A 15644-nucleotide genomic window follows, 5' to 3' on the forward strand; every position below is an offset into this window, starting at 1 on the left:
TTAACCAGTCCACCACCAACTGCGCCTGCACCGAGTGATTTCAGTGTACTTGAGCTGGAGGGTTGTTTGAGTTGTTGCTGACCTTGTTTAACGAGATCAGAGTTTAGCGCTTGATTGAGAAGACTTTTTAGATCCATATTCGACCTCCTAGGTTGAGTGGTCAGGATACTTAACTAAAGATGAACCTAAGATGAAAAAAAGGCGAGCTTAAAGCTCGCCAAATGGATTGAAAATCGAATTAATCTTGAGCATAGCCATGAATGCCCAGCAGCTGACCGTCTAAGTACGCTTCTTTCTCATCTTTCATGACTAAGCGCTCTTCAACCAGCCATTTAACGACGAGTGGGTAAATTTTATGTTCTTGAGTCTGAACTCGAGCGGTTAATGTCTCCACAGTATCTTCATCAAAAATAGGCACTTTGGCTTGTAAGATAACAGGACCACCATCGAGCTGCTCAGTCACAAAATGAACACTGGTACCATGTTCTTCATCACCGGCATGAATAGCGCGTTGATATGTGTTGAGACCTGGATATTTTGGCAGTAAAGAAGGGTGGATATTAATCATACGGCCCAGGTAATGACGAACAAATTCGCCACTTAAAATACGCATATAACCAGCAAGAACGATGACATCAGGTTGATATTCGTCGATCTGCTTCATTAGCTCGTGGTCAAAAGCATCACGAGTATCGAAGGCTTTAGGATCTAGGAAGTGGGCTGCTGCGCCTGCTTTCTCCGCTCGTTCCAAAGCGAATACATTGGCTTTGTTAGAAAACACGGCAGTAACGCGACCACTGGTTATGTCTTTACTACAAGCGTCAATGATGGCTTGTAGATTTGAGCCATTCCCAGAAACTAAAACTACGATACTCTTCATGCTTATTTGATCTCTACTTGTTCTTCGCCAGCGTCTGTGTTTGCGATCTCACCGATTACCCAAGCGTTTTCACCTTCTGCATTCAGAAGTTCAACTGCTGCACTAGCTTGGTCTTTCGGTAGAGCGATAACAAGGCCTACACCACAGTTAAATGTACGGTACATTTCGTGTGTAGTGACGTTGCCTTTTTCTTGTAGCCATTTGAAAATGATTGGCCACTCCCAGCTGTTACCATCAACAACCGCTTTTGTGCCTTCAGGAAGTACGCGTGGGATGTTTTCCCAGAAGCCACCGCCTGTGATGTGAGAAATAGCATGGATGTCATGCTTCTCAATCATCTTAAGTGCTGATTTGATATAAATCTTAGTCGGTTCCAGTAAGTGCTCACCGATGGTGCGGCCAGCAAGCTCTTCGTTTTTGTCTGCGCCTGATACTTCAAGGATCTTGCGAATTAATGAGTAACCGTTTGAATGGGGGCCGCTAGAACCCACTGCAATAAGTGCATCGCCAGCAGCAACTTTCGTACCGTCAATGACGTCTTCTTTTTCGACCACGCCGACACAGAAACCGGCAACATCGTAATCTTCGCCTTCATACATGCCTGGCATTTCTGCGGTTTCGCCACCAATAAGGGCACAACCGGCTTGAACACAGCCATCTGCGATTCCTGACACTACATCGGCTGCCGTATCGACATCCAGTTTACCCGTTGCGTAGTAATCGAGGAAAAACAATGGTTCAGCACCTTGAACGATAAGATCGTTTACACACATAGCGACAAGGTCAACACCGATGGTGTCGTGCTTTTTCATATCCAAAGCAAGGCGAAGTTTAGTACCTACACCGTCTGTGCCTGACACAAGAACAGGTTGCTTGTATTTAGTCGGTAGTTCGCATAGTGCGCCAAAACCGCCAATGCCACCCATTACTTCAGGGCGACGTGTACGTTTCACCGCGCCTTTAATACGATCAACAAGCGCATTGCCCGCATCAATATCTACACCAGCGTCTTTATAGCTAAGAGATGTGTTATCAGCACTCACAGGGAAGTCCTCGGTTTTTAAGTTGGATATGAAAACGGCGCTATTCTAACAGCGGATAAACCCATATAGCAAACGTTTGCGTAAGTTTTTTCTTTTGTCTTAGAACAAGAAATTGAGAACGAAATCGTTTATAATCTGAAGGTTTGTTTAAAAATCACCACATAGCCCGGAGATGGAAATGAAAGTTGTTGAAGTAAAACACCCTCTTGTTAAACACAAACTTGGTCTAATGAGAGAAGGTGATATCAGCACTAAGCGCTTTCGTGAGCTCGCTACTGAAGTTGGTAGCCTACTTACTTATGAAGCAACTGCAGACTTTGAAACTGAAAAGGTAACCATTGAAGGTTGGAATGGTCCAGTAGAAGTAGATCAAATCAAAGGTAAAAAAGTTACTGTAGTGCCAATTCTACGTGCAGGCCTAGGTATGATGGATGGCGTTCTAGAGCACATGCCGAGCGCGCGTATCAGTGTGGTAGGTATTTACCGTGATGAAGAGACTCTAGAGCCTGTACCATACTTTAACAAGCTAGCGTCTAACATGGATGAGCGTATCGCTCTTGTTGTTGACCCAATGTTAGCAACAGGTGGCTCAATGATCGCGACAATTGATCTGCTGAAAGAGAAAGGCTGTAAATCTATCAAGGTGTTGGTTCTTGTTGCTGCGCCAGAAGGCATTGAAGCACTTGAAAAAGCGCACCCAGATGTAGAGCTGTTTACTGCGGCTATCGATGAGAAGCTAAACGACAAAGGTTACATCGTTCCTGGTTTAGGTGATGCAGGCGATAAAATCTTCGGTACGGTATAAGAAGACGTCGATTGAATTAACAAGGGGGAGCCGATTGGTTCCCCCTTTTTTTATCTGCTGATTTTGTCTACTGGAGGTTTCCAGTTACTTCTTCAAACTCAATGTGCCGCCAGATTTTGGCTTACTTGGGCGAGAGCTCTGTTCTGAATTTGGCTTAAAGAAGGTCTTACCTTTATTGGGCTTACCTTTCGCTTCACCGTGTTTACCGCCATTGTTGCGACCCTTCTTTGAATTAGGTGCATGGCGAAACTCATCGGCGTTACGGCCTTTGAAGGTGCGTTGCTTTTGGTTGCGGCGTGCCGTGGAGTTTTGGTTTTCTTCGCGGCTGTCATACAGTTTTGCGTCTGTCGCTTTGCGGATGCGTTTGCCTTTTCCATCGACTTTAGAGGCTTCTTCAGTACCACTTGAATCTTCGCACATGGCAAGGATCTCAGCGACTTCTGCGTCCGTTAAGTAACGCCACTGACCGTTTGGAATACCATCGAGTGAAATATTCATAATACGTACGCGACGAAGCTTGAAAACTTCATATCCCAATGCTTCACACATGCGGCGAATCTGACGATTTAGACCTTGAGTCAAAACAATACGGAATGAGAACTTGGTTTCTCTCGTCACTGTACACGGTAGAGTGACAGTATCGAGAATATTGACTCCTGAAGACATCTTATTAATAAAATCGTCACTGACTGGTTTGTCTACACGAACGACATACTCTTTTTCGTGGTTATTACCAGCACGGAGGATTTTGTTAACGATGTCGCCGTCGTTGGTGAGAAAAATCAGGCCATCTGACGGTTTGTCCAAGCGGCCAATTGGAAAAATGCGTTTTTTGTGACCCACGAAATCGACGATGTTGCCGGGAATATCGCGTTCTGTGGTACAGGTAATGCCAGTTGGTTTGTTCAGCGCAATGTAGACAGGCTTGTCAGTCGCTGCGCTGATTGGTTTATCATCCACGCGAACATCGTCACCTGGTAGAACCTTAGTCCCCATTTCTGGCACTCTGCCATTGATGGTGACTCGACCTTGCTCAATCAGGCGATCGGCTTCTCTGCGAGAGCAAAAGCCTGTCTCACTGATGAACTTGTTAAGGCGTTTTGCTGAATCTTGTGACATGTTGTTCTCCTAACGTTTCACAACGGCGGTAAATAATGTGCTGATTAAAGCATCGGCAAGATAAGGGCGCGCATTCTAGCACTGACGGTCGATTAACCCAATCGTTTTTGATGCCGCTCACGTGTTTCGATCTTCTTCTCGGCGCTTTTTCTCAATAAGACATAAACGGCACCTGTCCCTCCGTGAAATCGCTGAGCGCTGTGTACACACTGTACTTCTTTTATTTGCACCAGCCATTGCGCGACAAAACTTTTCATTAATGCGGGTGGGTTAGAGCGCTCTCCTTTACCGTGAACAATAACAACGGTTCGGATGTCCATTTTCATACACTGCTTAAGGAATTTAACAACCTCGTCACGAGCCTGTTCTAGTGTTCGCTTGTGAAGATCAAGCCGTGCTTGAATTGGATATTTACCCAGTCGCAGTTTCTTATAGACGCCGTCTTGAACACCGTCTCGCTTGAACTCTATTAGATCATCTGGTTTTACCATCTCTGCGTGGTCAATGGAGAGGTATTCGGGGTCGTCTTCAGTCAGCCAAATTGCAGCTTCACGCTTGGCTAGCTGAGCTTCTGACACTTGGTGTTGTTTTTTGTGTTCGGCTGTATCGTTTTCAATAGGCTTAACGTCGCCCATCATCTGTTGAAAGAGGGCAAAATCATCATCGTGAGACATAACGGCATCTCAAGGTGGGAAATCAATACGTCATTATACCAAGGTGGGCTGGATGTGATCACTAGTTAAGGGGGAGAAAAATAAAAAACCGAAGCAGACAAGGTATCTACTTCGGTGCATAGCGAATGTCTATTCAGAGAATAGGGCTAAGCGATTCTAGTGAGGAGATTTGTCGTTCATCACTTTGTAGATGATGAAGCCGCCATAGAATAGCATTAGACCCAAGGCTCCAAAGATCACAATCATTGAAGATAGACCTACCGCATTACCAAATAGGAGATCAAGCCAAAAGTCCATATTTCCTCCATCGAGTACAAAGTGAGATGACAGGATTCAAGGTAAACTGTGGTTAATTATGCAACACTGATCTGGATCAATTGTTGTTATTTGGTTGCGTATTTGTTTTCGTTGATGTGTTTTTGCTCACAGTTTGTGGCCCGTTGATGTTGTTTTAGTCAAACGAACTAATAAATTGAAAAAGTTAATTAAAAGGGCTTGCGTAAACGCTGAGAATCCGTAATATACGCCTTCGTTGACGGGCAATGAGCTCGAAGAAACATCTCGGTGAATAGCGCAGCTTGGTAGCGCATCTGGTTTGGGACCAGAGGGTCGGGGGTTCGAATCCCTCTTCACCGACCATATTTAAAGAAAGGCTCTACAGCAATGTAGAGCCTTTTTTGCATTCTGCGTGTAGAGATTTGAGCCCGAGCAGGGTTCGTCTGATTCTAGACTCTGTCCCGGCTATTTTATGAAAGCCTGCGTTACAGCAGGCTTTGGTCGTTTTAGAGCAAAGAGATTGCGCTAATCAATATCACAGCTTATATCTTTAATTGGTGTGTCTGATGTCGTAAAGCAAACATAAGCTTCTACTGGATCGTTGGGACCAATACGAATGTAGCCGGCTTTTAACTGATCTTCGTCAAACGTCACTGAATGGGAACGCGCGGTTTTATTGTCAAAGTAGGTTGCTTCAAAGCTGCCATTCATTTGACTGGCGATCCGATCTCTCGTTTTTGATGTCGTGAAGGTAATGGTGGCACACCTCATTGGTGGCTTTTGCGTTATTAGAAATTGGCCTGTCTCTTCATCCAATACGCCCCCTGATGTATCGGGCGCGATGTCAACGCTCTGATAGTTATCTATTGTGCAGGTGTGTTTGGCGTAGGCAGATATAGGGCTTAACAGAGCGAGGCTTGCGAGCAGGCCGAAGGTTACCGCTTTCATAAGATCAGAAACTTTAGATGTCTAATTAATAGTGAGCCCATCATAGCACTCCGATCTGACGGTGTTAGTTAGATTTTTGTGAGGATCGGCTTACATGATTAAGAAAGATGACCCATATAAGTCGACTGTGATTCAGTATTTAAACTCGCAGCTTGCGCGTTGACTGCGGGAAAGTTGTTTGACCTTGAATCCTTTCAGCTTAAGTAGCTCGACGACACTTTGCTCCCCAATTAAATGTAATGAGCCGACAACAACTAGATACTTACCTTTTTTTTGAGGGAGCCAGCTTGGGGAGTTCAGTTTATCAGCCCAATCGTAGTTTCGCTTAGTAAGAAAGTTCGCTTCGAAATCAGAAGAGACTTCAGTCAATCCTGCGAACTGGTTAAGCTTTTCTAAGTCGCCAGCTTTCCAGCTGTCAATGAGGCAATGCATAGCACTCTCGTTATGATCGAACTGCTCTATGGTGCTAGTTAGTAGCTCTTTGCCCCCTTCTTTTTGCCCGGAAAGTAGGTCGATTTGAAATTGTAGTGACTCCAAACCAAGCACTTCAATTCCTTGCGCTTTGGCTTGGTTGATCAAATTGAGATCCACGCCATCTTCCGCGCGATAGCCAAGGTATTGAATTTGCTGCATCTGCAAGGTTAACGCCGCTATCCAAGGAGGGGCGGAAAGAATGTCGTTAGGGTTCATTTGCAGTAAATTAGCAATCCCAATAAGTTCTTTTTGCTGCTGTTTTGAAAGTACATCTGTGCTGCGTACTGTGGCTGTAGGATATTGAATAGTGGGTGCTTCATCTAAGTTAGCTTCAACAATCAGGCCATCGCTCTGGGCTAGATACTGATTCACTTTTTTGGGAAGGGGAAACATTGATTTCTCACCCACGTGGACTGAGCCAATTAACCAGTATTCCAGTCCTCCTCTCTTCGCACTCCAATACAGAGGCTCCGCCCATAGCTGAGATGAGAAAATCAGTAACCAGGCCATGGCTAGTTTATGCATATGTATTCCTTTGGGTACAGGTGTAAAAATTGTTGTTTTGCTTTATTTCAACGTAAATTGACGAGCTGGAACTGAGCGATAAATCACGTTTTTGTAATGAGTTGCTGTGTTTAGTTTAAGCCAGCATAAAAGTATGTGTGATCTTGCTTAAATAAAAATAGTGTTTCGCAACGAAAATGCGTGACTCAGTTCTCAGTAATCTCGTCAAAAAAAGTCCGTCGAATTTAACGTTGCTCATTAATCTTTGTTTTTGAATGAGTTTTATATACTTATAAATCTAAATTTTGAATTTGATCACTTTCGAAAAGGATTAATTTTACTGCGAAAAATAACTCAAGCTATTGTGAATACATCTTGATTTTGACGCCGAACATTTCCGGCTTCGCACCACTTTTAAGGGTAAGTAAGATGTTTAAACAAAGTCTCATTGCTGCATCAGTATTAGCAACATTAGCAGGTTGCGCATCATTTCAATCAAACGAGCAACAAGTAGTAAATACTTTAGCTGACAATCTTGATATCCAATATCAAGTTCTCACCAACCACGGCGCTAATGAAGGTCTTGCTTGTCAAGACATGGGGGCGGAGTGGGCGTCTTGTAATAAGGTAAACATGACGTTAGTTAACCAAGGTGAAGCGGTTGACTCTAAAGATTGGGCTATTTACTTCCATAGTATTCGTCTGATTTTGGATGTAGACAACGAGCAATTCAAAATCACTCGCGTAACAGGTGACCTTCACAAGCTAGAACCAACCGATAAGTTTGATGGCTTTGCAGCGGGCGAAGAAGTGGAACTTCCGCTGGTGGGTGAATACTGGCAGTTATTTGAAACTGACTTCATGCCAGGCGCTTTCGTTGCTGCACCGAACGCAGAGCCTAAGATGATCGCTTCTCTTAACACTGAAGATGTTGCCTCTTTCGTTACTGGCCTTGAGGGCAACAACCTAAAACGTACGCCAGATGACAACAACGTATTTGCAAACGCTGTATCTCGTTTCGAGAAGAACGAAGACCTAGCAAAACAAGACGTATCAACCACGCTACTACCAACTCCAATGTCTGTCGAAGCAGGTAAAGGTACGGTAGATATCGCGGCGGGTATTGCGCTGCCTAAAGACGTATTCGATGCTACTCAATACGCAGCAATTCAAGATCGTGCAGAAGTGGTAGGTGTGGATGTTCAAGGCTCCCTTCCTGTAAGCATCACTGTTGTTCCTGCAGACTTCACCGGTGAATTAGCAAAATCTGGTGCTTACGAAATGAGCATCAAAGGCGACGGTATTGCGATTAAAGCGTTTGACCAAGCAGGTGCTTTCTACGCAGTACAATCACTCTTTGGCCTGGTAGATAGCCAAAATGCTGATTCTCTACCGCAACTGTCTATTAAAGATGCGCCGCGTTTTGATTACCGTGGTGTGATGGTGGACGTGGCTCGTAACTTCCACTCTAAAGACGCCATTCTTGCAACGCTAGACCAAATGGCAGCGTACAAGATGAACAAACTACACCTTCACCTCACGGATGACGAAGGCTGGCGTTTAGAAATCCCGGGTCTGCCTGAGCTGACTGAAGTCGGTGCTAACCGTTGTTTCGATTTGGAAGAGAAAAGCTGCTTACTGCCTCAGCTTGGCTCCGGTGCAACGACAGACAACTTTGGTTCTGGCTTCTTCAGCAAAGCAGACTACGTGGACATCTTGAAGTACGCGAAAGCACGTAACATCGAAGTGATTCCTGAAATTGATATGCCAGCGCACGCTCGTGCAGCAGTAGTATCAATGGAAGCGCGTTACGACCGTCTAATGGAAGAAGGTAAAGAAGCAGAAGCGAACGAATACCGCCTGATGGATCCTAAAGATACATCGAATGTAACGACGGTTCAGTTCTACAACAAGCAAAGCTTCATTAACCCATGTATGGAATCTTCAACTCGCTTTGTTGATAAAGTGATTTCAGAAGTCGCAGCAATGCATGCCGAGGCTGGCGCACCGCTAACCACATGGCACTTTGGTGGTGACGAAGCGAAGAACATCAAGCTAGGTGCTGGTTTCCAAGACGTGAACGCAGAAGACAAAGTAAGCTGGAAGGGTACTATTGACCTGTCTAAGCAAGACAAGCCATTCGCACAGTCTCCACAATGTCAGACGCTCATTGCAGACGGTACGGTCAGCGACTTTGCTCATCTACCAAGCCACTTCGCAGAAGAGGTGTCGAAGATTGTTGCTGAGAAGGGCATTGCAAACTTCCAAGCTTGGCAAGATGGTCTGAAGTACAGTGAAGGTGAGAAAGCATTCGCAACAGAGAACACACGTGTTAACTTCTGGGACGTTCTTTACTGGGGTGGCACATCATCAGTGTACGAATGGTCTAAGAAAGGTTACGACGTGATCGTTTCTAACCCAGACTACGTGTACATGGATATGCCTTACGAAGTTGACCCGAAAGAGCGTGGTTACTACTGGGCGACGCGTGCAACAGACACTCGTAAGATGTTTGGCTTTGCACCAGAGAACATGCCTCAGAACGCAGAAACTTCTGTAGACCGCGATGGCAACGGCTTCACTGGTAAAGGTGAAATCGAAGCGAAACCTTTCTACGGCCTATCAGCACAGCTTTGGTCTGAGACAGTACGTAACGACGAGCAATACGAGTACATGGTATTCCCTCGCGTACTAGCAGCCGCAGAGCGTGCATGGCACCGTGCGGATTGGGAAAACGACTACAAAGTGGGGGTTGAATACTCGCAAAACTCAAACCTAGTAGACAAAGCTGCCCTAAACCAAGACTACAACCGCTTTGCCAACGTACTTGGTCAACGTGAGCTGGCTAAGCTAGAGAAAGCTGGCATCGACTACCGCCTACCTGTACCAGGTGCGAAAGTAGAAGATGGCACACTTGCAATGAACGTTCAGTTCCCAGGTGTGAAGCTTCAATATTCTGTAGACGGTAAGAACTGGCTGACTTACGCAGACAATTCTCGTCCAAAGGTGAAAGGTGAAGTATTTATTCGCTCTGTATCTGCGACAGGAGAGAAAACTAGCCGCGTGACAAGTGTGAAGTAATTTGTCGCTCGTCAATAGAACCAAAACGCCCGGCCAATAATGGTCGGGCGTTTTTATTTTTCTAGTGAGTCGAGCGAACTATTTAAGCAACTTGTGCTTGTTGCTCTTCCAATTGTTCGGCATTACTGATTGGCGTTTCGGCACCATGCATCCAACGAACTAACGTGTTGGCAAACATCAGTAGTATGACACCTGAAATGGTAGCCGCGATTGCAATTCCACCAAAAATAGGTAGCGCACCAAGCTCACCAACGTGAGAGCCAATCAATCCTGCTACATAGTTAGCAATCGCGTTGAAGCCAAACCAAGCTCCCATCATTAGTGACGCTAGGCGAAGCGGAGCCAGCTTAGTCACAAGAGATAGGCCGATTGGTGATAGACATAACTCACCTAGAGTATGGAAGAAGAACGCGCCTACCAGCCACAGCATAGAAGTCTTCACAGCCGTATCTCCCCCTTGTTCCATGACAGCGCCAACCATACATAGGAAACCAAGTGCGAGGAAAAAGAGCGCTAGGGCAAACTTAACCGGAGAGTTAGGCTCTTTAGGACCGAGTTTCACCCATAATGCCGCTAATACTGGTGCAAGTGTGATAATAAAGAATGGGTTGAGTGATTGGAACCAAGCTGCCGGAACTTCGAAGCTACCAATCATGCGGTCGGTGTATTGTTGAGTATAAATGTTCATCAGGCCGCCCGCTTGTTCAAAGCCTGCCCAGAAAACAATCACGAATAGACCCATCACTAGGATCACTTTCAGGCGATCCACTTCTTGTTTTGTCAGTGGTTGTTTTTGCGCTGAGTTTTTCTTTTCTAGATCGCGTGTAGCCGCAGGAACGACACCAATGTCACCAAGCCATGACTTAGCCAGTGTCATTTGCATGATTAGGCTAATCACCATACCGATACCAGCTACCATAAAGCCCGCTTTCCAGCCAAACTCATTAGTTACAGAGCCTGATACAACACCTGCGATTAGAGCACCCAAGTTGATCCCCATGTAGAAGATAGTGAAGGCACCGTCGCGACGGTTGTCACCTTCTTCATACAGATCGCCAACCATTGTAGAGATATTTGGCTTAAATAGACCGTTACCTGCAATTAATAGTGCGAGACCAAGATAAAAACTGTGCGCGACACTCAGGCCTAGCATGTCGGCAGGTAGTGCAAGGGTGAATTGACCGATAGCCATTAACGCACCACCAATCAGAATGGAACGGCGCTGACCAAGAAAGTTGTCAGCTAAGTAGCCACCGATCATCGGCGTGATGTAAACAAGTCCAGTATAGATGCCGTAAAGATCGAGAGCATCTTTAGTCGACCAGCCCAAACCGCCGTTAAGGGTAGTATCGGTTAAGTAAAGCACCAGAATGGCGCGCATTGCATAATATGAGAATCGCTCCCAAAGCTCTGTACCAAATAATAGGAACAGACCACGTGGGTGACCGAAGTATTGTGGGTGTTGGTTTGCCATAAATTTTACTAATGTTAGTTATTAAAGATTTTAATTCCTAAACACGTATACAATTTAGGGGAAAAGACTGCAATAGCCTGATTATTGATGCTTTGCGCTTTTTAGTTCTTAAGTTTATGAAAATAAAGAACAAAGTGAACGAAATTTGGCGGTAGATATTGTGCTACAAACTAATGTTGCAAATTCGGTGGTTGTATTTGACCTTTTACTGTCATTGTTGATTATGCTTTCGATTTCAAACCTTACGTGACTAAGCAAAAATTGCTAGGATGATGACGAAACGAACAATTGGCTAGATAATAATGAAACAATGGTATTTGCTTTATTGCAAACGCAATGAACAACAGCGAGCTAAGCTGCATTTGGAGAATCAAGGGGTTGAGTGTTATTACCCCGAGACCTATGTAGAAAAAATCGTCCGAGGTAAAAGACAATCAAAAAAGAACCTCTTTTCCCATCTTACATCTTTGCTCGATTTGATACTGAACAAGGACCCACGTTCACTACGGTCCGTTCGACGCGTGGCGTAGTAGACTTTGTCCGCAGAGGAGCTACCCCACAAGTTATACAAGGTGATTTGGTGTTTACCCTAAAGGGGATTGAGCAGGCTCAGCAGTGCCTAAAGCAAGGCTGTTTACCTGAGAAAGGTGACACAGTAAAAGTGGCTAATGGCCAGTTTGCAGGTATTGAAGCCATCTACCAGCAAGCTGATGGAGAACGACGTTCTATCTTATTAGTCAATATGCTGAGCAAGCAGGTTGAAGTGACGGTTGATAACCAAGATTTGGAAGTAACGGAATAACTGAGTGATAAAAAGGCTCCTACATAGGAGCCTTTTTTGTGTTAATTAGTAAGAGTCGTTATGTACGCTCTGTACCGCGCGGCCTGATGGGTCAGCCATGTTTTTAAACGACTCATCCCATTCAATCGCTTTCGCTGAAGAACATGCTACTGAAGGGCCGCCAGGTACACACTCTGCCGCTGATGGTAGCGGGAACAACTCTTCAAAGATCTCACGGTATACGTAGCCTTCTTTAGTCGTTGGTGTGTTGTATGGGAAGCGGAATGCCGCTGTTTCCATTTGCTGATCGGTGACCTTTGCTTCTGCTACTTCTTTTAGAGTATCAATCCAGCTGTAGCCAACGCCGTCAGAGAACTGCTCTTTTTGACGCCAAGCGATCGATTCTGGTAGGTAGTGTTCAAAACACTCGCGCAGGATGTGTTTTTCCATCTTACCGTTACCACACATCTTGTCTTCTGGGTTTAAGCGCATCGCAACGTCGATAAACTCTTTATCTAGGAAAGGTACACGACCTTCGACACCCCAAGCCGCGAGTGACTTGTTCGCACGTGCACAGTCGAACATATTCAATGCTAGCAACTTACGAACGGTTTCTTCATGGAACTCCTTCGCATTCGGTGCTTTGTGGAAGTAGAGGTATCCGCCAAAGATTTCGTCTGCCCCTTCACCTGACAGAACCATTTTGATGCCCATCGCTTTAATTTTACGTCCCATTAGGAACATAGGCGTAGAAGCGCGAATGGTTGTAACATCATATGTTTCGATATGGTAGATAACGTCACGGATAGCGTCGAGACCTTCTTGGATGGTATAGGTCATTTCATGGTGAACAGTGCCTATTTGGTCTGCAACTTCACGGGCTGCTTTCAGATCTGGAGCACCTTCTAAACCAACCGCGAATGAGTGAAGTTGTGGCCACCATGCTTCCGATTTCTCATCATCTTCGATACGCATGGCTGCAAAACGCTTAGCAACCGCAGACGTGATAGATGAATCTAAGCCACCTGATAGAAGTACACCATAAGGTACATCTGTCATTAGCTGACGCTTAACGGCAGCTTCTAGGGCTTCAGTTAGCTCTTCTTTGCTGGTGGTGTTACCTTGAACTGCCGCGTACTCATTCCAATCTCGGATGTAGTAGCGCTGTGGTTCTGAATCGCCACTGCTGTAGTAGCAACCTGGAGGGAATTCGCTGACGGTTTTACATACTGGCACTAGCGCTTTCATCTCAGAAGCGACGTAATAGTTACCGTGTTCGTCGTAGCCCTGGTATAGCGGGATAATACCAATATGGTCACGACCCACTAAGTAAGTGTCTTTCTCTTCATCGTACAGGACGAAGGCAAAGATACCGTTCAGCTCTTCTAGTAAATCTGCACCCATCTCTTCATACAGCGCAAGGATAACTTCACAGTCCGAATCGGTCTGGAACTCATATTTGCCTTCGTAACGAGCGCGAAGTTCTTTGTAGTTGTAGATTTCGCCGTTTACTGCAAGGATGTGCTTCTTATCTTGGCTGTAAAGTGGTTGTGCACCACTATTAACGCCAACGATGGCAAGACGTTCATGGGCAAGAATAGCTCGCTCCGATGAGTAGATGCCAGACCAATCAGGACCACGGTGGCGTAACTTCTTAGACATTTCTAACGCCACAGGGCGAAGTGCTTCTGCATCACTTTTTATGTCTAAAATACCGAAAATCGAACACATACAACTTCCCTTTAAAAATTAATTAACTCGTTGACTCCAATTTGCCATTTTGATTAAAAAAATCAACCGTACTTAATAAAAAAAGTAATAGAAGAAGCTTTGCGTTAAATATTTTCTAATAAAACATGGGTTTTGGTTGATGGAATTGATGTTTTGCTCAAATGGTCGCCATATTGAGACAAAAAAGGCTGCCATCTAGGCAGCCTGAAGAGATTATTGAACAGTATTGAATTGGGGTTTGAGTTGATCGCATACGTGGCGTGCAAAACCGCTGCCTGCTTCGTTGTAGATATTAAAGGCTGCATCGACCCCGCTATCTGTTAACGCATCCAACTGATCTGGATACTCTGCGATAGCTGCTATTTGGCCCTTAAAGTTGCGCCGCTGTAACTGCTCTAGAGCGATTTGGTTACCTTGGTGGTGAGGCATGGCCAACAATACAAGTTTGACGTTGGCGGTATCTAAGATACGCTCCCAAAAGTCAGGGTCGGTAGCATCACCAGCAATAACGTTTCGACCTTGAGCTTTGTGCTCCTGAGCCGCTTCTTCTCGGACTTCGATACCGAGACTGATCTTGCCATACCGATGACGAAGCTCGTCATACGCACCAGTACCAATTCGTCCCATACCTAAAATGAGGATCTGAGCATGGCCTGGGTTGATCAATTGATCGCGTGTGTTCAAATTTTCTGCGGCTGTTTCTTTTAACCAACGGCTTGAACGTTGGTAAATCTGGTGTCCGTAGCGGTTGATTGGCGCCGATAGGACAAAAGAAATGGAAACCGCGAGAGCAAGGGCAACCAAAATGTCTCCGCTCATCCACCCCATTTTAAACGCCAAGCCACCCACAATAAGACCAAACTCACTGAAGTTAAACAAGCACAGTGAGGCCAGCAATGAGGTACGGACTCTGAACTTGAAAGTGTTGAGTACCACAAAGTAGAGAATGCCTTTGAGTGGTAGCAGCAGTAAGAACAAGATGGCCAGTGCAAAACCGGACAGCGTCGGTTGCTCTGACAAACCAATGTTGAGGAAGAAGCAAACCAAGAATAGCTCTTTTAGATTAAACAGCGATTTGGAAAGTTCTGAGGCCTTTTTATGGCCGGCGAGTAGCATGCCTAAGATCAATGCGCCTAGGTCGGGCTTCATACCAACAAGTTCAAATAAGCCTGCTCCTACAACCAGCGCGAAGAAGATACCGAATAAAACAAGCATCTCTCCATGACCAACCCATTCAAGGAGTCGGTAGAAAAGTGGACGCAGGAATGGTAAGGCAAACAACCCAATGGCATACCATTCGGGCAGTTTACCGGTGGAGGCGGTTAAGAACACAACCGCAAAAATGTCCTGCATGACTAGGATACCAATCGCTAACGTACCGTAGGTGGCATTCATTTCGCCTTTTTCCTGCAATGACTTTACCGCAAAAACGGTACTCGAGAAGGATAGGGCAAATCCGAGCAATACAATTTGATCGACGGACATCGCTGCTAGAGAGCTGATGCCAAGATATTTAAAGCAGAACAACGCAGCGCTAAAAAGAGCGGTAGATAAAAGGTTGTGAATGGTAGCGCCTGCCCAAATTTCTTTCGAAAGCAGGGTCTTGATGTCAAGCTTAAGGCCGATAGTGAACAGCAACAGGGTGACACCAAGGTCGGCTAGAGTCACGATCGTGTCGTTGCTTTCGAAACCAATGGCATGCAACCCAAAGCCTGCAAGAAGGAATCCGACTAACGGAGGGAGATTGCATTTCAACGCAACGAATCCGGCGAGGAATGCTGTCGAGATTAAGATAAGTTCCATATTTGTATTTATTCTATCCTAAAAAACAAGGGCTATGTCTGACGACATAGC

The 15644-nt window shown here is 45.3% G+C and carries 12 protein-coding genes, 1 tRNA gene and 2 pseudogenes; 4 read left to right on the plus strand and 11 right to left on the minus strand.

Translation table 11 applies throughout. From position 1 onward, the window contains the following. The 3 genes and pseudogenes from RH45_RS23750 to purM form a co-directional block, all read right to left on the minus strand. A pseudogene (locus tag RH45_RS23750) lies at positions 1-137 on the minus strand (DUF533 domain-containing protein); the annotation flags it as partial. Between the two features lie 101 nt (positions 138-238). Beyond that, entirely contained in the window at positions 239-880 is a 642-nt protein-coding gene (gene purN, locus RH45_RS14950) for a phosphoribosylglycinamide formyltransferase (protein WP_008078539.1), read from the minus strand. A gap of 2 nt (positions 881-882) precedes the next feature. After that, on the minus strand, positions 883-1923 hold the full coding sequence (gene purM, locus RH45_RS14955; protein WP_008078541.1) for a phosphoribosylformylglycinamidine cyclo-ligase: 1041 nt from the start codon (positions 1921-1923) through the stop codon (positions 883-885). Positions 1924-2101: 178 nt separating this feature from the next. Between purM and upp the strand changes: the two genes are divergently transcribed. After that, positions 2102-2728, plus strand: a complete 627-nt coding sequence (gene upp, locus RH45_RS14960; RefSeq protein WP_004742987.1) for a uracil phosphoribosyltransferase — start codon at positions 2102-2104, stop codon at positions 2726-2728. An 84-nt stretch (positions 2729-2812) separates the two neighbouring features. Here the strand turns inward: upp and rluF are convergent, their stop codons facing one another. From rluF to RH45_RS22985, 3 genes are all read right to left on the minus strand, one after another. Beyond that, on the minus strand, positions 2813-3847 hold the full coding sequence (gene rluF / locus RH45_RS14965; protein ID WP_008078549.1) for a 23S rRNA pseudouridine(2604) synthase RluF: 1035 nt from the start codon (positions 3845-3847) through the stop codon (positions 2813-2815). A 92-nt stretch (positions 3848-3939) separates the two neighbouring features. Then, the gene (smrA, locus tag RH45_RS14970) at positions 3940-4521 is read right to left on the minus strand and encodes a DNA endonuclease SmrA (protein ID WP_008078550.1); all 582 of its coding nucleotides are present in this window, start codon (positions 4519-4521) and stop codon (positions 3940-3942) included. 156 nt (positions 4522-4677) lie between these two features. After that, positions 4678-4818, minus strand: coding sequence for a DUF3149 domain-containing protein (locus tag RH45_RS22985; RefSeq protein WP_005476401.1), 141 nt, complete (start codon positions 4816-4818; stop codon positions 4678-4680). Positions 4819-5083: 265 nt separating this feature from the next. On the opposite strand from RH45_RS22985, the gene RH45_RS14980 reads away from it, so the two are divergent. Then, positions 5084-5160, plus strand: a tRNA-Pro gene (locus tag RH45_RS14980). 162 nt (positions 5161-5322) lie between these two features. Here RH45_RS14980 and RH45_RS14985 read toward each other — a convergent pair. Both RH45_RS14985 and RH45_RS14990 read right to left on the minus strand, forming a co-directional pair. Next, a complete protein-coding gene (locus RH45_RS14985) occupies positions 5323-5745 on the minus strand; it encodes a hypothetical protein (RefSeq protein WP_008078551.1) in 423 nt (140 codons plus the stop codon). A 132-nt stretch (positions 5746-5877) separates the two neighbouring features. Further along, positions 5878-6744, minus strand: coding sequence for a TraB/GumN family protein (locus RH45_RS14990; protein WP_008078552.1), 867 nt, complete (start codon positions 6742-6744; stop codon positions 5878-5880). Between the two features lie 408 nt (positions 6745-7152). On the opposite strand from RH45_RS14990, the gene RH45_RS14995 reads away from it, so the two are divergent. Further along, positions 7153-9804, plus strand: a complete 2652-nt coding sequence (locus RH45_RS14995) for a beta-N-acetylhexosaminidase (RefSeq protein ID WP_008078553.1) — start codon at positions 7153-7155, stop codon at positions 9802-9804. 82 nt (positions 9805-9886) lie between these two features. Here RH45_RS14995 and RH45_RS15000 read toward each other — a convergent pair whose 3' ends face one another. Continuing rightward, positions 9887-11278: a peptide MFS transporter gene (locus tag RH45_RS15000; RefSeq protein ID WP_008078554.1), complete on the minus strand. Its 1392-nt coding sequence runs from the start codon at positions 11276-11278 to the stop codon at positions 9887-9889. Between the two features lie 302 nt (positions 11279-11580). Here RH45_RS15000 and rfaH point away from each other — a divergent pair. Beyond that, positions 11581-12080, plus strand: a pseudogene (rfaH, locus tag RH45_RS15005) (transcription/translation regulatory transformer protein RfaH). A 45-nt stretch (positions 12081-12125) separates the two neighbouring features. Here rfaH and asnB read toward each other — a convergent pair. Continuing rightward, complete coding sequence (asnB, locus tag RH45_RS15010) at positions 12126-13790, minus strand: asparagine synthase B (RefSeq protein ID WP_008078557.1); 1665 nt, start codon at positions 13788-13790, stop codon at positions 12126-12128. A 213-nt stretch (positions 13791-14003) separates the two neighbouring features. Then, positions 14004-15593: a cation:proton antiporter family protein gene (locus RH45_RS15015; protein ID WP_008078559.1), complete on the minus strand. Its 1590-nt coding sequence runs from the start codon at positions 15591-15593 to the stop codon at positions 14004-14006. Positions 15594-15644 lie beyond the last annotated feature (51 nt).

Origin of the sequence: Vibrio sinaloensis DSM 21326, assembly GCF_000189275.1 — a bacterium.
In the GTDB taxonomy this organism is placed as follows: domain Bacteria; phylum Pseudomonadota; class Gammaproteobacteria; order Enterobacterales; family Vibrionaceae; genus Vibrio; species Vibrio sinaloensis.